General features: G+C 71.7%; 18 protein-coding genes and 1 riboswitch. Of the genes, 14 read left to right on the top strand and 4 right to left on the bottom strand.

The window, feature by feature from the left end; all coding sequences use genetic code 11:
- Positions 1–35: 35 nt before the first annotated feature.
- On the top strand, positions 36–335 hold the full coding sequence (locus ACA511_RS37970) for an SHOCT domain-containing protein (RefSeq protein WP_375029576.1): 300 nt from the start codon (positions 36–38) through the stop codon (positions 333–335).
- A 40-nt stretch (positions 336–375) separates the two neighbouring features.
- Here ACA511_RS37970 and ACA511_RS37965 read toward each other — a convergent pair whose 3' ends face one another.
- Positions 376–990, bottom strand: coding sequence for a MarR family winged helix-turn-helix transcriptional regulator (locus ACA511_RS37965; protein WP_375029575.1), 615 nt, complete (start codon positions 988–990; stop codon positions 376–378).
- 323 nt (positions 991–1,313) lie between these two features.
- Between ACA511_RS37965 and ACA511_RS37960 the strand changes: the two genes are divergently transcribed.
- From ACA511_RS37960 to ACA511_RS37950, 3 genes are all read left to right on the top strand, one after another.
- Complete coding sequence (locus ACA511_RS37960; RefSeq protein ID WP_375029574.1) at positions 1,314–1,652, top strand: DUF3263 domain-containing protein; 339 nt, start codon at positions 1,314–1,316, stop codon at positions 1,650–1,652.
- Between the two features lie 19 nt (positions 1,653–1,671).
- Positions 1,672–2,493: a trehalose-phosphatase gene (otsB, locus tag ACA511_RS37955; RefSeq protein ID WP_375029573.1), complete on the top strand. Its 822-nt coding sequence runs from the start codon at positions 1,672–1,674 to the stop codon at positions 2,491–2,493.
- A 181-nt stretch (positions 2,494–2,674) separates the two neighbouring features.
- The gene (locus ACA511_RS37950; RefSeq protein WP_375029572.1) at positions 2,675–3,838 is read left to right on the top strand and encodes a hypothetical protein; all 1,164 of its coding nucleotides are present in this window, start codon (positions 2,675–2,677) and stop codon (positions 3,836–3,838) included.
- 52 nt (positions 3,839–3,890) lie between these two features.
- Here the strand turns inward: ACA511_RS37950 and ACA511_RS37945 are convergent, their stop codons facing one another.
- Positions 3,891–4,496, bottom strand: a complete 606-nt coding sequence (locus ACA511_RS37945) for a PadR family transcriptional regulator (protein ID WP_375029571.1) — start codon at positions 4,494–4,496, stop codon at positions 3,891–3,893.
- Between the two features lie 460 nt (positions 4,497–4,956).
- A complete protein-coding gene (locus ACA511_RS37940; RefSeq protein WP_375029570.1) occupies positions 4,957–7,119 on the bottom strand; it encodes a serine/threonine-protein kinase in 2,163 nt (720 codons plus the stop codon).
- On the opposite strand from ACA511_RS37940, the gene ACA511_RS37935 reads away from it, so the two are divergent.
- Together ACA511_RS37935 and ACA511_RS37930 are read left to right on the top strand one after the other, a co-directional pair.
- Positions 7,113–7,664 carry an RNA polymerase sigma factor gene (locus tag ACA511_RS37935; protein ID WP_371946335.1) on the top strand — a complete coding sequence of 184 codons (552 nt, stop codon included), beginning with the start codon at positions 7,113–7,115 and terminating at the stop codon, positions 7,662–7,664. The two genes, ACA511_RS37940 and ACA511_RS37935, sit on opposite strands and share 7 nt — an antisense overlap.
- Positions 7,665–7,749: 85 nt before the next feature.
- Positions 7,750–8,772, top strand: a complete 1,023-nt coding sequence (locus tag ACA511_RS37930; protein WP_375029569.1) for a sulfotransferase — start codon at positions 7,750–7,752, stop codon at positions 8,770–8,772.
- A 60-nt stretch (positions 8,773–8,832) separates the two neighbouring features.
- On the opposite strand, the gene ACA511_RS37925 is transcribed toward ACA511_RS37930, so the two are convergent.
- On the bottom strand, positions 8,833–10,332 hold the full coding sequence (locus ACA511_RS37925; RefSeq protein WP_375029568.1) for a trehalose-6-phosphate synthase: 1,500 nt from the start codon (positions 10,330–10,332) through the stop codon (positions 8,833–8,835).
- Between the two features lie 131 nt (positions 10,333–10,463).
- Between ACA511_RS37925 and ACA511_RS37920 the strand changes: the two genes are divergently transcribed.
- From ACA511_RS37920 to ACA511_RS37885, 8 genes are all read left to right on the top strand, one after another.
- The gene (locus tag ACA511_RS37920) at positions 10,464–11,402 is read left to right on the top strand and encodes a cation diffusion facilitator family transporter (protein ID WP_375029567.1); all 939 of its coding nucleotides are present in this window, start codon (positions 10,464–10,466) and stop codon (positions 11,400–11,402) included.
- Positions 11,403–11,519: 117 nt separating this feature from the next.
- Positions 11,520–11,661, top strand: a riboswitch (SAM riboswitch).
- A 16-nt stretch (positions 11,662–11,677) separates the two neighbouring features.
- On the top strand, positions 11,678–12,922 hold the full coding sequence (thrC, locus tag ACA511_RS37915; RefSeq protein WP_375029566.1) for a threonine synthase: 1,245 nt from the start codon (positions 11,678–11,680) through the stop codon (positions 12,920–12,922).
- Positions 12,923–12,935: 13 nt separating this feature from the next.
- Positions 12,936–13,211, top strand: a complete 276-nt coding sequence (locus ACA511_RS37910) for a MoaD/ThiS family protein (RefSeq protein ID WP_375029565.1) — start codon at positions 12,936–12,938, stop codon at positions 13,209–13,211.
- Positions 13,212–13,287: 76 nt separating this feature from the next.
- The gene (locus tag ACA511_RS37905) at positions 13,288–13,695 is read left to right on the top strand and encodes a DUF5959 family protein (RefSeq protein WP_375029564.1); all 408 of its coding nucleotides are present in this window, start codon (positions 13,288–13,290) and stop codon (positions 13,693–13,695) included.
- A 430-nt stretch (positions 13,696–14,125) separates the two neighbouring features.
- The gene (gene groL, locus ACA511_RS37900; RefSeq protein WP_375029563.1) at positions 14,126–15,757 is read left to right on the top strand and encodes a chaperonin GroEL; all 1,632 of its coding nucleotides are present in this window, start codon (positions 14,126–14,128) and stop codon (positions 15,755–15,757) included.
- Positions 15,758–15,902: 145 nt separating this feature from the next.
- A complete protein-coding gene (locus ACA511_RS37895) occupies positions 15,903–18,083 on the top strand; it encodes a DUF4132 domain-containing protein (RefSeq protein WP_375029562.1) in 2,181 nt (726 codons plus the stop codon).
- 613 nt (positions 18,084–18,696) lie between these two features.
- Positions 18,697–19,284: a phospholipid scramblase-related protein gene (locus ACA511_RS37890; RefSeq protein ID WP_375029561.1), complete on the top strand. Its 588-nt coding sequence runs from the start codon at positions 18,697–18,699 to the stop codon at positions 19,282–19,284.
- 61 nt (positions 19,285–19,345) lie between these two features.
- Positions 19,346–19,702: a hypothetical protein gene (locus ACA511_RS37885; RefSeq protein WP_375029560.1), complete on the top strand. Its 357-nt coding sequence runs from the start codon at positions 19,346–19,348 to the stop codon at positions 19,700–19,702.
- The last annotated feature ends 572 nt before the right edge of the window (positions 19,703–20,274 follow it).

Below are 20,274 nucleotides of genomic sequence, written 5' to 3'. Positions count from 1 at the left end.
TCGACGTATCCGCACACAGGAAGGGTCGATGAACCATGTTGACGACACTGGCGGCGCAGGCCGCGACGATGCACCCCGGCGGCTGGAACGACGGCGACGCGCCCGCCTTCTGGCCGGTCTTCCCGATCACCTTCGGCCTGTTCTGGCTGGCCGTGCTGGGGGCCGTGTTCTACCTGATCCGCCGGCGCACCGGCGGCGGCGGCTCGGCGGCCGGTGCGGCCGCGGCGGCCGACCCCCTCGCCAAGGCGCGCTCGCTCCTCGCGGAGCGCTTCGCCCGCGGCGAGATCGACGAGGACGAGTACCTCAGGCGCACGTCCACCCTCAACACGGAGTGACATCCTCGACGCCGGCCGACCGCGTCGACACCGTCCGGCGTCAGTCGGCGGCGGCTTCCTCGAAGATGCGGCCGATGCCGTCCGAGTACTCCGGTGCTCGGGCGGCGGCGTCGGCGAAGCGGATGAGCAGCCGGGCGAACTCGGCGCGCTCGTCCGCCGCCCAGCCGGTCATGAGGGTGTCGAGGTAGGCGCGGCGGGACCGGTCGGCGACCCGCTTGACGCGCAGTCCGGCCCCGGTCAGCCCGAGGTTGGCGCGGCGCGCGTCGACGGGGGACGGGCGCCGCGACACCAGGCCGGCGTCGATGGCGTGCCCGACCAGCCGGCTCGCGGTGGACGGGTCGATCTCCAGCCGTTCCGCGACGGCGCCGACCGTCACCTCGCAGGGCCGGGCGGCGCACTCCGGCTGCTCGGCGGCGGCGGCGAGGGCGGCGACGGCGTTCACCACCATGAGGTTGGACAGTTGCAGCGGCCGTCCGTCCGGCCCGGCGGACGTCTGGGCGCGGATCCGCTTCATGAGGTCGGGCTTGGCCCACACGCGGCGCAGGTGGAACAGCGCCGTCGCGATGTCGGCGAGCGCGGGATCGCCCTGCGACCCGGACGGCGGCGGCGCGTCCGGCTCGGCGGTCCGTCCCGTGGCGGGGGTCTCCGTCGCCATGCAGGGTCTCCGTTCGCGGGTCGGACGCCGGACGTGCGAACTCCCCACTGTAACGCATGTAGAGTGCATATTTTCGAGGCCACCGGGACTGCCGTTCGCGATGAGACACACGGCGCGAAAGAGCCGCAGGTGAAGCGGGATGTGGTGCACTGAACCACCGGCCCCGTTCCCGTCGAACCACCGGAACTTGTCGGCTCGGACGCGTAGCATGGCACCCGCCCGAACCCGGACGACCCGGGATCAGTAACCACAGAGGGGACCTGATGCGAGCGGCGAACGCCCCCGGTGACCCCCGCGGTGACGTCCCCCCACAGGACGGAAGCATGGACGATGGCCGACCCCCGCGACCCCTGACCGAAGACGGCGTGCCCGCCGAGGAGGGCGGGGCCGAGGACGCCGCCTTCCCGGCGGACCACCTCTCCGAGCGCGAACGGCAGATCCTCGCCTTCGAGCGGCAGTGGTGGAAGTACGCCGGAGCCAAGGAGCAGGCCATCCGCGAGCTGTTCGACATGTCGGCGACGCGGTACTACCAGCTCCTGAACCTCCTGATCGACCGACCCGAGGCGCTCGAGTGCGACCCCATGCTCGTCAAGCGCCTCCGCCGGATGCGGTCACAGCGGCAGCGCAGCCGCGCCGCGCGCCGACTCGGCATCCGGCCGTGACCTGACCACACTGGGCCAGGTGACTTCTCCCCGTTCTGTGACGGCCGCCGGCGCCGGCGGCCTCGACGCGATCCGCAGGAACCCGGCCGGGGCCGTGCTCGGCTTCGACTTCGACGGCACGCTGGCGCCGATCGTGGACGATCCGGCCTCGGCCCGGGCCCATCCCGGCGCGGCCCCCGCGCTCGCCCGGCTGGCCCCGCTGGTCCGCTCGCTGGTGATCATCACGGGCCGGCCCGCCGCCGTGGCCGTCGAGTACGGCGGCTTCGCGGGCATCGACGGGCTCGTCGTCCTCGGGCAGTACGGCCTGGAACGCTGGGAGTCGGGCGTGCTGACCGCGCCCGAGCCGCCGCCGGGCGTCGCCGAGGCGCGCGCGAAGCTGCCCGGCGTCCTCGCGGCGGCGGGCGCCCCGCCCGAGACCTTCGTGGAGGACAAGGGGCAGGCCCTCGCCGTGCACACGCGACGCTGCGCCGAGCCGGAGGTCGCGCTCGAACGGCTGCGGGGCATCATCGCCGCGCTCGCCGAGCGGACCGGGCTCACCGTCGAACCGGGACGCCTCGTCCTCGAACTGCGCCCGCACGGCATGGACAAGGGGCAGGCGCTGCGCTCTTTCGTCGACGGCCTCGGCGGCCGTCCGTCCGCCGTGCTGTTCGCGGGGGACGACCTCGGCGACCTGGCCGCGTTCGGCGCCGTCGAGGCGCTGCGCGCGGAGGGCGTGCCGGGCGTGCTGGTGTGCAGCGGGTCCACGGAGGTCACGGCGCTCGCCGAGCGGGCGGACGTGGTGGTCGACGGCCCGGCCGGCGTGGTCGACTTTCTCGGCTCCCTGGTGGACCATCGGTCCTGACCTGCACGGCACGGGTCGCCCCGGGTTAGCGGAGAAGTGACAAGACTCCAAACCGGATTTGTCGGATCTCGCAGACTCTGGGGGCGCGTGTGGACTGAGAGTCTAATTGCGCCAAAATATGCTGGACTGCGGTATGTGCGGTCCACGGGGGAGCCGCGCGAGGACATGGGGAGGCTTGACCGTGGACACCGAACCGGGAGTCCCGCGCCGTCCAGGCGACATCAGGGACACGCCCGCTCACGGCTTTCCCAGGGCCACACCGCGGGAGGGCACGCCCGTCCGGCCGGCGGGGGCGCCGATCCCGCCGGGCGCGCCGACCCGTCCCATCGTCCAGGCGCCGCCCGCCGCCGAGGCGCCGCCGAGCGTCTGGGGCACGCCCCCGCCGGCTCCCGCCGAACCCGGCCTCCCGCAGCCCGGCGGCCTCCCGCAGACCCTCCGCGTGCCCGGCGGCCCACCCCGGCCGGGCGCGCCCGCCGGCCCGTCCGAGCCGGGCCGCGGCCGGGGCGGCGCGCAGGTCGGCGACGCGGAGTGGGCCGGGGTCCCCGAGGCGCAGGACGCCTATTCGCGGCGTGCGGAGCGCTCGTCCACGACCGGGCCGATGGGGGTCCGGGAGACGAGCGGCGTGCAGGTCCGGCTCGGCTCGCGGGAACGGGAGCGGGAGCGGTGGGAGCGGCGCCGCGCGGGCCGCCGCAGCGGCCTCGTCGCGGCGGGCGTGCTCGTCCTCGCCGGCCTGGTCACGGCCGGTCTCATCCTGACGCCGGGGTCGGGCGACGACGACGACGGCGGGACGGGCGCGGCGCCGTCCACCGGTGAGCAGCGGCAGGGCGGCGACGTGGAACTGCCCGACGCCGGCGCGCCGATCACGGTGGGCACCGCCGACGGCGCCAGGTACCGGATCGCCGCGGTGACGGACGGGGTCAGCGACGGTGTGGCGGCGACGTCCCAGTCCTCGCCGCCGTCCGGGGCGTCGTTCGCCTACATCGAGTACATCCTCGGCAACCCGACGAGCGCGAGGGTCCTGCTCGACTTCCCCGGCGACGTGTTCCTCAAGCGGAACCTCATCGCGCCGGACGCGCGGGGCCGCTGCATGCCGCAGGCCGGCGTCCCCGAGGACATGTGCACCCCGCCGACCAAGAGCCAGGTCGTGCGGCGCCTCGCGGGCGGCGAACTGGTCTCGGGGGACGGCGGCGACAAGTACATGCCGCCGGACTCGGCGTTCCTGGTGCGCGCCACGGTGGACGTCCCCGTCGAGCACGGCGTCAAGCGGTCGGACATGGGCCTCTACGTGTGGAAGCAGCTCTACGTGGCCGACCAGCTCGCCAAGCAGGCGCCCTTCCCGCGCTGAACGCGAAACCGCCGCGGCCTTGCCAGGCTGCGGCGGTTCCGGTCGGGGGCGTTCACCCGGCTTCGGGGTCGTCGGCGAGGATCCCGTAGAGGCGGCGGCGGGCGTCGTTGACGACGTCCAGAGCGCGTCCCTTCTGGTCCTCGCTGCCGACCGCCATCACCTGGTGGAGGGCTCCCATCAGCTGGCCGATGGCCTCGCGTCCGCGCAGGACGTTCTCGCCGGCGGCCTCGGTGACCTCGTCCCAGGGGACGACGGTCTGCGCCGCCGCCTCCTCGCGGCCCGCGTCGGTGAGCGAGAACAGGCGCTTGCCGCCCTGCTCCTCGCTGCCGACCTTGCCCTCGTCCTCCAGCATCTGGAGGGTCGGGTAGACCGAACCGGGGCTCGGCCGCCAGACGCCACCGGTGCGGCCGTCCAGCTCCTGGATCATCTCGTAGCCGTGCATGGGGCGCTCGGCGAGCAGGGCGAGCAGCGCCGCCCGGACGTTGCCGCGCCGGGTCCGCCGGCCGCGCCCACCGCGTCCGCGGTGCCCCGGCCCGAACCCTCCGGGACCGAAGCCGGGGCCGCCGGGCCCCCACGGACCGAACGAGTCGCCCCGCCGTCCGCGCCGCTCCTCGGGCCCCGGGCCCCCGCCACGCCTTCTCATCATGTGGTCGTGCATCGCAGTCTCCTTGTCTAGTGATCGGTTGCGATGCATTAACGATATATCGGAACAGCTCGCGATGCAACAACGATGTCCGCGACCGTGCTCACAGTCAGTGACGGATCGTTCTCAGGCATCCCCAGTCGGGCGGGGAATACGGTCCACGGCGATGGAGATCGCTTCGGCGGGGGTGGGGACCCGGGCCAGGACCGGGCCGCCCCACCATTCCCTGATCGTGGAGTCGCCGGTGGGGAATAGGCCCACCTGGACGAGTCAGACTTCGCGCTCTTGGACCAGACCTCAGCCACCGCGCACGGGCAGGCACGTGGAGCGAGCGCCAGCGAGCGCAGCGGGCATGCCCGCCGACGCAGGCGACCACAGCGACGCCACACACACCGTCACAGGCAAGACAGACCGCAACGGCGGCGCGAGGATCGCCTGCGTCGCGACGGGGGTTCCAGGGGGTCGCCCCCCTGGGCTAAAGCGCTACTTTCAGGCTGTCGAGGATGTCCTTGGTGGCGTTGCGGTCGTCGGTCTCCTTGACCCGGATCCACAGGCCGAACTTGCCCGCCTTGTCCTTCAGGCCGATCTCGGTGACGGACGGCGTGCCGAGCTTGCAGGCGGTGTAGCGGGTGATCGTGCCGCTGAGGGCGCCGTCCGGCGTGGTGTAGTTCTCGGGCGCGGCCTTGGTGCACTGCGGGTGACCGGCCACGCTCGGCGGCGGCAGCTGGCCGGGGCGGACGTCCGTGGTCACGCCGATGAATACGCCGGGGGCCTTGCCGTTGCCGAGGAACGCGGCCTTGTCGGGGGTCGCGCGGAGGACGGGGCGCGGCTGGGCGTCGTTGAGCGCGACGTCGGACGGCGTCCACGTCTGCTCCTGGCCCTTCGGCCATGCCTTCGGCACCGCCGCCTTGATCTTGCCCGCGGTGTCGGAGACGGCGACGAAGTCCTTGGGGATCGCCGGGGTCTTCTTGCCGTCCTTGTCGTTGCCGTCGCCGCCGGAGAACAGCAGGCCCAGGGTCAGCCCGCCGACGAGCGCGACCGCGAGCACGACCACGGTGATGACGAGCGGCGTGACGAACTTCTTGGACGCGCCGCCGCCGGGCCCGCCACTAGGACCGCCGGGTGTGCCGCCGCCTTTGAGGCGGCTCATCAGCCCACCCTGCTTGCCGCCGGGCCGCTGCCCCTGGCCTTGGACGGGCCCCGGTGGCGGAGCCTGGAACCCCGTGGGCGGGGGCGGGCCGCCATAGGGTCCGCCCATCGGCTGCACGGGTGCGCCGCCCTGCGGAGCGGGAGGCTGCTGGGTCGGGAACACGGCGGTCTTGTTGTCGCCGCCCTGCGGCGGACCCTGGTACGACACCGTGCGGTCGTTGCCGTTGTCGGGCGACGTGGGGCCTTCGCCCTGCCCGAAGGGGGTGGCGCGTCCGGCCGGGTCGTCCACGATCGTCGCGTGCCCGGCGCCCTGGGGGCCCGGCGGTACGCGCATCTCGGACGTGTGGACGTCGTCCTCCGCCGCCTGGTCGAACCGTGTCCGCATCTCGGCCGGGCCGCCGGCGCCCTGGTTCGCCGCGGCGGCCTGCCCGGGGCCGGCCTGCCCGGGGCCGGGCTGACCGGGGGCGGGCTGACCGGGGGCGGGCGGGGCGCCGGGAGCCGGAGCGGGCGGCCGCGCCGGGGAGCCGTCGCGGTAGAAGTCCTGGACGGTCGCGTCCGCGTCGATCCGCGGCACCGGAGCGGGCACCGGGCCCGCGCCCGGAGCCGCGCGCTGCGGCGTGGGTGCGGGCGGGCCCGTCGTCGGGCGCAGCGTGGACAGCGCCTCCGCGAACGCCTCCGCGGTCGGCCAGCGCTTCTCCCGCTCGACCTCCAGCGCACGCATGATGACCTGGTCGAACGCCGGGGGCAGGCCCTCGCGCAGCGCGCTCGGCGGCGACTTGACCGGCGCCGGGCCCGGGGCCCGCCCGGTGAGCATGTGGTACGTCAGCGCGCCGAGCCCGTACACGTCGGCGCGGACGTCCAGCCCGCCGCCGAACCGCGCCTGCTCCGGCGACATGTATCCGGGGGTGCCGACCGGCAGCGTGAACGCGCCGGACGCGTGCGCGAGGGCCTTGGCCAGGCCGAGGTCGGCGATGAGCAGCTTCTCGCCGCCGTCCGGCGTCGACTGGAACAGCACGTTGGACGGCTTGAGGTCGCGGTGGATCACCCCGAGGGTGTTGATCACCTCGACGCCGTAGGCGATCTGCTCGGCGAGGGCGACGACCTCGCTGACCGGAAGTGGCCGCTCGCGCATGCGGTCGCCGAGCGTTCCGAGGTCGGCGTACGACATGACGAAGTACGGGCGGCCGTCCGGCAGCTCGCCGATGTCGTGCACCCGGACGAGGCGCTCGGAGTCGGCGCGCCGCAGGATCCTGGCCTCCTCGAGGAAGCGGTTGCGCACGTCCAGGTCGTCGATCAGGTTGCTGTTCAGCACCTTGATGGCGACCTGCGACTCCAGTGCGTCGTCGTGCCCCAGCCACACAGAGGCGAACGCCCCCGAACCCAGGACGCGATCGATTCGGTAACGGCCTACAGATGGTGGGAAGGACACTCCCGTATCATCCCAGCAAACGGGGTGGCCCCGCGAACGAGCATTGAGGCGGCATGGCATTCGACGAGAGGACCGAGGAGCTGGCGGTGAAGGCCGCCCAGGGCGACCAGGGCGCCCTCAACGAACTCCTCCGCAAGATCGAGCCGGACGTGCTGCGGCACAGTTCGCGGTTCCTGCCCTGCCGACAGGACGCCGAAGAGGCATGCCAGGACGCGCTGCTCCAGGTCGCGCGGAACATCCACCGGTTCGAGGGCCGGTCGAGGTTCAGCACCTGGCTGCACGTGGTCGTCTCCAACTCGGCCCGCTCGACGTACCGGTCGCTGAAGCGGCGCTCGGTCGAGCAGGCGGGCGAGCTTCCACAGCAGCGCCCCGACCCGCGCCGGACGAGCGTCATCGCCGGGTCCCGGGTCGACATCCTCGACGCCATGGAGGACCTGGAGGCCCGCAAGCCGGACCTCATCCAGGCCCTCGTCCTGCGGGACGTGTCCCAGCTGGAGTACGCGGAGATCGCCGAGCAGCTCAAGCTGCCGCTCGGCACGGTCAAGTCCCGCATCCACGAGGCGCGCAAGCAGGTCAGGCAGACGCTGGGCGAGTCCTACACCTGACGAGCCTCAAAAGGTTCGTCATCGACCGGTAACAGTGCGTCAAGAACGGGGGCCGTGACCTGGGGGTCTGCACCAGCATCGGGGCATGCCACCAGGACCGGCCTCCCGCCACGCCCGCCCGATCTTCGTTCTCGGCTGCGCCCGTTCGGGGACGACCCTGCTGCGGCTGATGCTGCACTCGCATCCGCGTCTCGCGATCCCGGGGGAGACGAAGTTCGTCCTGCCGGCCTATACGGCGCGGTGCGAGTTCGGTGACCTCACGGAGAGCAAGAACAGGCGGGCGCTCGCGGAGTGGATCACCGGCGACCGGTCGACCAAGGTCAAGGAGTTCGGCCTGGACCCCGCCGAGCTCGTCGAGGAGATCGTCGCCGGGCCGCCCACGCTGGGCTCCGCGATCGGCATCGTCTTCCGCGCCTACGCGCGCGAGCACGGGAAGGCCCGCTGGGGCGACAAGCGTCCGAGCTACTCCCGGCACGCGGGCGCGCTGCTGCGGATGTTCCCCGACGCGCAGTTCGTCCACCTCGTCCGGGACGGCCGGGACTGCATCGCCTCGCTCCTCGAAATGCCCTGGTACGACGGGGACGTCCACCGCGCCGTGTCCGTCTGGCGCGAGACGATCGACCAGGGCCGCCGGCTCGCCCAGCGCCTCGGTCCCGAGACCTACTACGAGTTGCAGTACGAGCGGCTCGTCGCCGACCCCGCCGACGAGCTGGCGCGGCTCTGCGGGTTCCTCGGCGAGGAGTTCGACCCGGCGATGACGCACCCCGAGGGCCTCGCGCGGCGCACCGTCCCGTCCCGCAAGCGGTGGCACGGCCGGACGCACGACGCCGTCACGACGGGCCGCATCGGATCGTGGGCCGAGCGGCTGGAGCCGTGGGAGATCAGCCTCGCGGAGGCCGCGTTCGGCGAGCGGCTCGCCGAGTACGGCTACGAGCCGAGCGGCCTGCCGAAGCCGCCCGCGTCGCATCTCGCCCACTTCACCCGGATCAGCGCACACCGCCGCATGGCGCACAGCAAGGAAGCGCTGCGCGAACGCTGGAAGCAGCACCACGAGCCGAACCCGGTCGACTGCCGCCTCGCCGTGGAACCGTCCACCAGCAGCAGGTGAAGCCCGCGGCCTGTCGCCACCGCCAGAATCCGGTGGCGGCTCCGCACCTTCGGGGACCGGCTAGTCGAGGGCGGCCAGCTGGTCGGCGAACCAGCGCTGCGGGGGGAGGGCGGTCGCGGCGGCGGTGAGGCGGGCGCAGCGCTCGGCGCGCTCGGTGCGCGGCATCAGCAGCGCCTGGTGCAGGGTCTCCGCCGTCTGCGACACGTCGAACGGGTTGACCATCAGCGCGTCCTCGGACAGTTCGGACGCGGCCCCCGCCTCCCGCGACAGCACCAGCGCGCAGCCCTGCTCCGACAGGACCGGCCCCTCCTTCGCGACGAGGTTCATGCCGTCCCGGATGGGGTTGACCAGCAGGACGTCCGCCAGCCCGTAGGCGGCGAGGGAGCGCGGGTAGTCGTCGTTCACCTGGACGATCAGCGGATCCCAGTCGGCGGTGCCGAACTCGTCGGTGATCTGCTCCGCCATCCGCTGGACGGCCGCCGTGTACTCGCGGTATTCGGGCAGGTCGTAGCGGGACGGGTAGGCGAACGCCAGGTGCACGACGCGTCCGCGCCACTCGGGATGGTTGACGAGCATCTCGCGGTAGGCGGCGAGCCCGCGCACGATGTTCTTCGACAGTTCCGTGCGGTCGATGCGGACGATGAGCTGGCGGTCGCCCACCTGCTCCCGCAGCGCGCGCGCCCGCTCGACGACGTCCTGCTGTGCCGCGCGCTTGCGCAGCGCCGTCTCGTCGACGCCGAGCCCGTGGACGCCCACGCGCGTCGTGTGCCCCGCGCAGGTGACGGTTCGGGCCACCCGGTCGACGCGGACGCCCGGCAGCAGCTCGCAGCAGTCGAGGAACGCCAGAGCCCACCGCTCGGTGAGGAACCCCGCGTGGTCGGCGCCGAGGATCCCCAGGAGGATCTGCCTGCCGATGTCGTCCGGCAGGAGCCCGTAGTACTCCGGCGGCGCCCAAGGCGTGTGGGAGAAGTGGACGATTCTCAGGTCCGGACGCCGGTCGCGGAGCATCCGCGGAGCCAGCGACAGGTGGTAGTCCTGGATCGCGGCCTTCGCGCCCTGCGAAGCGTCCCGCGCCAGAGCGTCCGCGAAGGCCGCGTTGTACGCCTCATAGGACTGCCAGTCACGCCGTGCGCGAGCGTCGAAATGCGGGCTGCGCGGTGTGTCGTACAGCAGATGGTGGACGAACCACAGCGTCGAGTTGGCAACCGCGTTGTACGCACGCTGGAACGTGGCCTCGGGGATATCGAGCATCCGTACCGCCGCGCCACCGGTGTCGTAACCCGCCTGGTCTATGCGACCGTCCGGTGACCGGCGGGCAGCCGTCCGATCGGCCTCGCTGAGGCTCGCGCACACCCACAGCACGTCCGGGCTAGGGCCGGACTGCGCGGACGCCCCCGCGGGCTCCGACGGACGGAGAGGCCCAGGATCCCGTGGGGCGCCGGTCACGGCGGCCAGGCCCGACACCAGTCCGCCTCCACCGCGCCGCATGGCGAGCGCGCCGTCCTCCGACAGCGAGAACGACACCGGGCCACGGTTGGACGCCACCAGCACTTGGCTCATACCGGCAGGGTCTCAGTTGTGACCGGGGTGCTCCACAGTGACCCGCGTGGTTTCCGCCACGACCGCCCGCGCCCGCGCCCGAGGCCGGACGCGGCGGGGTTAGCGGAGGGCGCGGCGGGTAACCGGTTCGGATGAGCAGGTCCGAGACGAAGAAGACCGTGCTCGTCGCGGGTGCGGCCAACTTCATTCTGGCGATCACCAAACTGGTCGCGGGCCTGATGGCCGGATCCAGCGCGATGCTCGCCGAAGGCGCCCACTCGATCGCCGACACCCTCAACCAGAGCTTCCTGTTCGCCTCGCTGCGGCGCAGCGAACGTCCCCCCGACAAGCGCCACCCCTTCGGATACGGCAACGAGCGGTACGTCTGGTCGCTGTTCGCCGCGTTCGGGATCTTCGTGGCCGGCGCCGGGTTCTCGATCTTCGAGGGCATCCTGACCATGACCGGCCACGGCGGCGCCGGGACGGCGGTGTGGCTCGCCTACGCCGTCCTCGCCCTCGCCGCCGTCCTGGAGGGGACGTCCTGGATCCGCGCCTTCTACCAGGCGCGCGTGGAGACCCGCGAATCCGAGCACGACCTCGTGGAGCACGTCCGCAGGTCGCCCGACCTCACGTTCAAGACCGCGCTGTTCGAGGACAGCGCCGCGATGATCGGCCTCGCGCTCGCCGCCGGCGGCCTCGTGCTGCGGCAGGTCACCGGGTCGGACTTCTGGGACGGGCTCGCGTCCGTCCTCATCGGCCTGCTCCTCGTCGGGCTCGCGCTGCTGATCGGCAGGGAGAGCACCGTCCTGCTCATCGGGCGCGCCGCCGACCCCGCCGCCCAGCGCGAGATCCGCGCGGAGATCGTCGGCGCGCCCGGCGTGACCGGCGTGGACGAACTGCTCACCATGCACTTCGGCCCCGAGCAGCTGCTCGTCGCCGCCAAGGTCCACTTCTCCGACGACATCAGCGCCGACCAGGCCGAAGACGTCGCCGGGGAGATCGACCGGCGGCTCCGGGAGCGGCTGCCGATCGTCCGGCACGTGTTCCTCGACCCCACCCAGCGGGCCGTCCGGGAGGAGTCTCGCGCGTGATCGGACCCTCATCCGGGTAACGTCTCAATCGGTGGACCCGGCTGTCTCGCATCCGGTCAGTTCATGTAAAGTCACGCATACGAGTTCAAACCGCTCGTGCTCTATACAACTGAATACCGCTCATCCAGAGGGGTGGAGGGACCGGCCCTGCGAAGCCCCGGCAACCACCCGGCTATGGCGCGCTCGCGATCCTGCGAGGCCGGCCGGGAGATGGTGCCAACTCCGGCCTGCGACCAAGGTGGCGCAGGGAAGATGGGGAGAAAGGCCTCGCCCTCATGGCACTCACGCCTGCCACAGACCTCGGACCGGCTACCGCGCTCGTCTGCCGCGAATGCGGCTCCACCCGCGATCTCGGTCCCTTCTACGCCTGTGCGGAATGTTTCGGCCCCCTGGAGATCGCCTACGACTTCCAGGGCGTCACCCGGGCCGCGATCGAGTCCGGGCCCCGCAACATCTGGCGGTACCGGGGACTGCTGCCCGTCCCGTCCAACGTGGCGGACACGCCCAACACCGAGCCCGGCCTGACCCGCCTCGTCCGCGCCGACAACCTCGCGGAGAGCCTCGGCCTGCAGAGCCTGTGGGTGAAGGACGACAGCGGCAACCCGACCCACTCGTTCAAGGACCGCGTCGTCGCCGTCGCGCTCGCCGCCGCCCGCGAACTCGGCTTCAAGGTGCTGGCCTGCCCGTCCACCGGGAACCTCGCCAACGCCGTCGCCGCCGCCGCGGCCCGCGCCGGGATCCGCAGCGCGGTGTTCGTCCCGTCCGACCTCGAAGCCCAGAAGATCATCACGACGGCCGTGTACGGCGGGACGTTCGTGACGGTCGACGGCAACTACGACGACGTCAACCGGCTCGCCTCGGAGATCGCCGGCGAGCAGGAGGACTGGGCGTTCGTCAACGTCAACGTCCGGCCGTACTACGCGGAGGGCTCCAAGACGCTCGGCTACGAGATCGCCGAGCAGCTCGGCTGGCGGCTGCCCGACCAGATCGTCGTGCCGGTCGCGTCCGGCTCCCAGCTCACCAAGATCGACAAGGCGTTCCAGGAGCTGATCAAGCTCGGCCTGGTCGAGGACAGGCCCTACCGCGTCTTCGGCGCCCAGGCCGCCGGCTGCGACCCGATCGCCGCCGCGTTCAAGGCCGGCCACGACGTCGTCCGCCCGGTGAAGCCCGACACGATCGCCAAGTCCCTCGCCATCGGCAACCCCGCCGACGGCCCCTACGTCCTGGACGTCGCCCGCCGCACGAACGGCGCCGTCGAGGACGTCACCGACACCGAGGTCGTCGAGGGCATCCGCCTCCTCGCCCGCACCGAGGGCATCTTCGGCGAGACCGCCGGCGGCGTCACCGTCGCGACCCTCCGCAAGCTGATCGGCGCGGGCACCCTCGACCCGTCCGCCGAGACCGTGATCATCAACTCCGGGGACGGCCTGAAGACCCTGGACGCCGTCGCCCCGGTCGTCGCCCCGTCCGCGAACATCGCCCCGTCCCTGGAGGCGTTCCGCGCCGCCGGCCTCGCCTGAGAAAAGGAGCACCATGAGCGTTTCCGTGCGCATCCCGACGATCCTGCGGACCTACACCGGCGGTGAGTCCGAGGTGAAGGCCGAGGGCGCCACCCTGCGCGCCGTCGTCGCCGACCTGGAGGCGAGCCACTCCGGCATCTCCGCCCGCATCCTGGACGACGCCGGCAAGATCCGCCGCTTCGTGAACGTCTACGTCGGCGACGAGGACGTCCGCTTCGCCGACGGCCTGGACACCCCGACCCCCGACGGCGCCCAGATCTCCATCATCCCCGCCGTGGCCGGCGGCTGATGACCCTCCCGCGAGCCCGGTCCCGGCGCCCCCGGGGCCGGGCTCGCGGCCGCCGTCCGGGTCTACGATGACGCGGGTGGAAGATCATGAAGCGTCCGAACTGATCCACCTCGCCGACGACCTGGGGAACAGCGTCGTCCTGCGGGTGACGGGCCGGGAGTCCGGCGGCCTCACCGGCGTCATCGAGGTCGGCAGCTACTTCGTGAGCGGCGGCATCAAGACCTGGCTGGACGCCGAGGACCTGACCGCGTGGGGGAAGGTCCTCGACTCCCTGGCCCAGGGCGACGACGGCGCCGCGTGGCGAGAGGGCCAACGCGCGGCCGAACTCCACCTGGAAATCGACGACAACGACCGCATGCATGTCGCCGTAGTGGATTCGCACTCCTTCCTCGTGACGGTGGAACTCACCATCGAAGTAGCCGACGATTGGCTGGAAGCCCACCGCGAACGCCTGACCGCCACCCGAGCCCTACTCCCCGAATAACGCGGCACCCGGCTGCCCAACGCCCCCGGCCGCGGAGGGAATCGACGGCCGGGCACCAGACCGCTCGGAACGAACGCGCAGAAGGCCGGGACTCCGCCGCCGACCAGCAGCACCCTGACCTCCCGATCACGCACGGTGGATCGCGGCGACACGCCCATGAGGGGCCGAACGAGGTTCCGGTGCAGGTGGGAACGGGTCCGTGCAGGTAGGTGAACCTTCCCCCGGCGAGGATGTGTGGCGCTTGCACTCGGCAGGGTAGAGTGCTAAAAAACGGTTGGCACTCTACTGTGGAGAGTGACAACTTCACAGTCTGGGTCGGGGCGATGAGGCCTCAGTCCGGCGGCGGAATGGCAGTCGTCGGCGGGGGCCGTCCGTCGCGGGCGTCGGCTCGATCCTTCTAAGCCACCTTGTTCCGGGAGGACTGGAGCCTATGGCTGCAAAGATGATCGCGTTCGACGAGGAGGCCCGCCGCGGTCTCGAGCGCGGCATGAACCAGCTGGCCGATGCCGTAAAGGTGACCCTTGGTCCGAAGGGTCGCAACGTCGTGCTGGAGAAGAAGTGGGGCGCTCCCACGATCACCAACGACGGTGTGTCGATCGCCAAGGAGATCGAGCTCGAGGACCCGTGGGAGAAGATCGGCGCGGAGCTCGTCAAGGAAGTAGCCAAGAAGACCGACGACGTCGCGGGTGACGGCACCACCACCGCGACCGTGCTCGCCCAGGCGCTGGTGCGCGAGGGCCTGCGCAACGTCGCCGCCGGCGCGAACCCGATGTCGCTGAAGCGCGGCATCGAGGCCGCGGTCGAGCGGGTGAGCGAGGAGCTGTCCAAGCTCGCCAAGGACGTGGAGACCAAGGAGCAGATCGCCTCCACGGCGTCCATCTCCGCGGGCGACCCGCAGATCGGCGAGATGATCGCCGAGGCGATGGACAAGGTCGGCAAGGAAGGCGTCATCACGGTCGAGGAGAGCCAGACCTTCGGTCTGGAGCTCGAGCTCACCGAGGGGATGCGCTTCGACAAGGGCTACATCTCGCACTACTTCGTGACCGACCCTGAGCGGATGGAGGCGGTCCTCGAGGACCCGTACATCCTGATCGTTCAGAGCAAGGCGTCGGCCAACAAGGACCTGCTGCCCGTCCTCGAGGGCGTCATGCAGTCCGGCAAGCCGCTGCTGATCATCGCGGAGGACGTCGAGGGCGAGGCCCTGGCCACGCTCGTCGTCAACAAGATCCGCGGGATCTTCAAGTCCGTGGCCGTGAAGGCCCCGGGCTTCGGCGACCGCCGCAAGGCCATGCTGGGCGACATCGCCACGCTGACCGGCGGCCAGGTCATCAGCGAGGACGTGGGTCTCAAGCTGGAGAACACCACGACCGACATGCTGGGCCGCGCCCGCAAGGTCGTCATCACCAAGGACGAGACCACCATCGTGGACGGCGCCGGTGACGCCAACGAGATCGCGGGACGGGTCAACCAGATCCGCACCGAGATCGACAACACCGACTCCGACTACGACCGCGAGAAGCTCCAGGAGCGCCTGGCCAAGCTCGCGGGCGGTGTCGCGGTCATCAAGGCCGGCGCCGCGACGGAGGTCGAGCTCAAGGAGCGCAAGCACCGCATCGAGGACGCCGTCCGCAACGCCAAGGCCGCGGTCGAGGAGGGCATCGTCCCCGGTGGCGGCGTGGCGCTGCTGCAGGCCGGCACCAAGGCGTTCGACAAGCTGGAGCTCGCGGGCGACGAGGCCACCGGTGCCAACATCGTCAAGCGCGCTCTGGAGGAGCCGCTGAAGCAGATCGCCGTGAACGCCGGCCTTGAGGGCGGCGTCGTGGTGGAGCGGGTCCGCAACCTGAAGCCGGGTGAGGGCCTGAACGCCGCCACCGGCGACTACGTCAACATGTTCGAGTCGGGCATCCTCGACCCGGCCAAGGTGACCCGGTCCGCGCTGCAGAACGCTTCGTCGATCGCCGCGCTGTTCCTGACCACCGAGGCCGTCATCGCCGAGAAGCCCGAGAAGAACCCGGCCCCGGCGGGCGACCCGTCCGGCGGCATGGGCGGCATGGACTTCTAACGAGTCCATAGCTCGAACGGGCACATGGCGGGGGCGGTCCTTCGGGGCCGCCCCCGCTTCGTCGTCCGGTAGTCCCCGTTCGTGTGAACCTGCGTTCGAACACCTGCGTCAGATCCCCGATTCCCCCGGATCTGGAAGGTTCAGGATGAGCGACGAACTGCCTCCGCTGCTGGTCGACCCGCCGTGGGAACGGGACGCCCGCGCGCATCGCGAGGCGACCGCGGCCGCGAAGCGGGAGGCCGTGCTCGTTCCCGGGCTTGAGCCGCCGGCGGAGCAGAGCCTCGCCTGGGAGCCCGGCGAACGCGAGAAGTGGCTGATGTCGGTCCCTGCCAGGCCCAACCTCACCGGTGAGCTCAGACATGTCCACGAGGCGGAGGGGTGGCCCGGCGTCGCCCGGGAGTTCGGCGACGGGAAGATCACCCATGCGTCGTCCGTGGCGTCCCTGTTCGGGCTCGCCCCCGTGGAGATCGTCCGGCCGCTGCTCCGCGATTGGCATCCGGTTCTCAGCGGCCGCTCCGATTTCTCGATCCTGCGAGTCCTCCCGGCGCGGTTCGGGATGGACGCCCGCCGCGCGGTGTTCCCGAGCGCGAAGGAGAACCACTGCGGATGGGCGCTGATGCCGTTCCTCGACGCCGAAGTGGCCCTGCTGATGGCCGACTGGCTCCGGCTGAAGTCGGCGAACGGCAAGGCCCGCGACTGGTTCGCCAGGCACGGGATCGCGGCGGCGCCGTTCCTGGTGCCGAACGCGCTGGGCGAGCGGCGCGTCCCCCGGGACCGGGCTCGTGCGGCGCTGTCGCTCATCGCGGACGCGCACGGCCTGCCCGCGACGGTGGAGGCGGCCCGGCGGCACGGCGACACCGCCGCCGAGGCGATCGAGCACGCCCTCGCCGGTGAGACGCCGAAGGCGCCGGTGACCAGTCCGGTCAGGCCGCCGAAGACGCCGTGGCTGGACCGCGGCGCCCTGCCGGAGGTCCGCCTGCGGGACGGCCGCGTGCTGCCGCCCGAGGCGGTGGAGAACCTGATCGGCGCGCTCGTCCTCTCCCCGGGCCTCCGCTGGAACGGCCCGCTGACGATGTACCGCGGACTGGACGAGGTGCTCGACCGGTGCGACCGCGCGTCGCTGGCCGCGTTCGGCGGGGCGGTCTTCGACCGCTGGATCGCCGAGCGGGCGCCGTCCCGCAGCGGCTGGGTGCTCGACCAGCTCTGCCGGACGGCCGACGACGAGACCGTCCGGCGGCTCGGGGCACTGCTGCAGGGCCGGTGGCCGGCGCCCGGCACCGACAAGCACGCCGTCCAGGTGCTGCGAGTGATCGGCACCGACGCGGCGCTGGTCCAGTTGAGCCGCATCGCCCAGCGGGCGAAGGCCCCCGGCCGGCGTCGCACGGCGGAGGACTGCCTGGCGATGGCGGCCGAGGCGCGCGGTCTGACGGCCGCTGAACTCGCCGACCGGCTCGTCCCCGACCTCGGCCTGGACGCCGCCGGGACGCTCGTCCTCGACTACGGCCCGCGCCGCTTCACGGTCGGGTTCGACGAGGCGCTGAAACCGTACGTGGCCGACGAGGCGGGGAGGCGCCGCAAAACCCTCCCGAAGCCTGGCGCCGCGGACGACGCCGAACTCGCGCCCGCCGCGTACGAGCGCTTCACCACGCTCAAGAAGGAGGTCCGGGGCGTCGCCGCCGACCAGATCCGGCGGCTCGAACGCTCCATGGTGACCGGACGCCGCTGGAGCGCCGACGAGTTCCAGCGGTACTTCGTCGAGCATCCGCTGCTGTGGCACATCGCCCGCAGGCTCCTCTGGACGAGCGACGACACGGCGTTCCGGCTCGCCGAGGACCGGACGTTCGCCGACGTCGACGACGCGCCGGTTTCGCTGCGGGCGGCGGACCGGATCGGGCTCCCGCACCCGGTCGATCTCGGCGCCGCGGTGCCGGCATGGTCGGCGGTGTTCGCCGACTACGAGATCGCCCAGCCGTTCGCCCAGCTCGGACGGCACGTGGACGCGCTCACCGGCCCCGAGCGGCAGACCGGCCGCCTGGAGCGCTTCGAGGGCGCGACCGTTCCGGTCGGTGCGCTGCTCGCCCTTCTCGGACGGGATTGGGAGCGTGGACCCGTCGGGGACGGCGGCGTCCAGCACTCGATCGTCCACCGCTTCCGGGACGTCCCCTGCGACCTGGTCGTCGAACTGGTCCCCGGTATCGCGGTCGCCGCCGTCGACACCCGCCCCGAGCAGACGCTCCGCGAGGTCCGCTTCACGCGGCCGCCCGCGGACGTGCTCGATCCCATCGTCGCCTCCGAGGTCCTGGCCGATCTCTCCGGGCTGGCATGACCCGGACGCCGGGATGCCGCCACGGCCAGACGGAGTGAAGTACGAACGCTTACGAAGTGCTCAATTCCCCCGGGTCGCGACCCCGGAGGATCGTGACGTCACGCGCCTCTGGCAGGTGGCCGGGGGAGTTCCCGATAACCACCGGGTCGTCCACGCCGTGAACAGGCACGGAGTGCCACCGCCGGTCCCGGACAAGGAGCACGCGAAGCGAACCCGGTTGAGCACCTCCGAAGCCGACGCCCGCCATCCAATCCACCCAGAAGGCAGCCGTTCTGGCCGCAAGCTCCCGATGCTGCCCGTTAGGAGAGCAAGGAGACCGACCGACCCGGACCGAACTCCGCGCCATGGCCCCGCCGCTGTTCACGACATGCCCGGCCGAAAGATGACTATCTCTCACATGGTCACGTCGAGGCCGCGCCGCCGCAGGTCAGCGGGCCGGGAACGGGAACCGTGCGAATATCGCGTCCGCGCCCGCAGGTGGAAACGCTTCCCCTGCGGGCGCGGGCTTGGCAGGATCGCCGGTTGGACGGCGTGCCGCGCCGAACGCGCGGTCGTGCCGGCACGATGAACGGTGATGCGGTCCGCGCATGCGGCCGATGAGGCAGGAGAACACGTGACCGAAGTGTTCAGCTCCCCGACGCTCAGGGTCGAACAGCCTCGCAGGGGCCCGTTCGCGAAGTCGCGGTACAAGGTGATGGACGACGAGGGAACCGTCCTCGCCATCGCCGGGCAGACGAACGACGAGGGCCGTTCCGAGATGCGGGGCCTGTTCCCCGGCAAGTCGAATCTCGACGCCCGGGCGGTCATGCTGTCCACCCCGGACGGTGAGCCGCTGCTGATCGTGGACAAGCAGAGCGGGCGCGAGTACACCGAGATCCTCCGGCCGGACGGGGAGCGCGTCGGATCGTTCGTGACCGAACGGGTCGGGCGCCGGTACGTCATCTACGACGACGACGGCACCCTGATCGGCGCGGTCGACGTCGATGTGCCGCGGACCAACTTCCAGGTGAAGGACGCGGACGGCGACAAGGTGGCGCACGTCCGCAAGAGGTGGGCCGGGCTCGCCACCCACCTGCTGACCACGGCGGACAAGTACGTGATCGAGATTGCCGATCCCGTCCCGGAGCCGCTGCGGACCATGGCCGTCATGACGGCGATCGTCATGGACATGAACCTCCACGAGTCCAAGGAGATCACCTGACCGCGGCCGTGGCCTGCGGATGGGCCTTCCCGGCTCGCGCGGGCCGAGGTACGTTCCGTTCGTGCAGGCCGTGCCGGGACGCTCGAACGGCTGGTGGATCTCGCCGGCCATTCCGACGATCGCGAACTTCGTGCTGGCCGTCCTCTGGTTCTTCTCCGCGATCGGCGGCTGGGGCGACGCCGCGTTCTGCGGTGAGGACGATGGCCACGACCCGGGCTGCGGCGCCGTCTTCGCCGAGGCGGTAAGGCTGTCGGCCCCCGTCGCCGTCCTGGCGGCGGTCATCGCGGTCGCCGCGTGGACCGTGCAGAGCGTCCGGCGCCGGCCCGAGCGATTGGACGCGCTGCTGACCGTGGCGGCCTTCGTGTGGGTGCTCGCCGAGGCGGTTCTCTTCGTCGGCGGCCACCTGGCCAAGCCGTGAGGTTCTGCCGACCGCCCCGCCGTTGCCGAAAAGAAACATTCGCGGCCGCAAATGGGTTGCCGCGTCTGACGATGTGGGACGAACTCGGACGAAATCCAAGGTAGACCGGGTGTCGAACCCTTGCTGCGCGATGTCCACGCCGACCGGACGGCCGGCACAGAAGCGATCCGTTCCCGCGAGCCGGTTTGACGTTCCTGCGTCCCGGGCATACTGTTCACTTCGCCCCACGGAGGTGCGGGACGCCTGACGGCGGCCGGCTCCAAGGGGAAACCACCTACGAACCAGTTGATGCGGCTTCGCCGTGTCCGCTGTGCCGTGGTGGCGTCGGAAAAGGCTCGGTTTTGACAATCCGGCTGGATCTGATGAAATAGCTCCACCGCCCGGAAGGCGCCGCGGAAGCGGCAACGGAAGGGCGTTATCGGAAAAAGCCGAAATTGACAGACCGGCCGGATCCGATAAAGTAAGGCGAGTCGCCCCGGAGCGGGAAACGCGAAAGCGGGTCCAGCGCGGTGGGTGTCCGTTTCTTGAGAACTCAACAGCGTGTTAAAAGCCAGTGCCTTTATCGGCTCGGT

Origin of the sequence: Actinomadura sp. GTD37, from assembly GCF_041951365.1 — a bacterium.
In the GTDB taxonomy this organism is placed as follows: Bacteria; Actinomycetota; Actinomycetes; order Streptosporangiales; family Streptosporangiaceae; genus Spirillospora.
The sequence above is the reverse complement of the archived record's forward strand: the minus strand, read 5'-3'. Positions and strand labels throughout refer to the sequence as shown.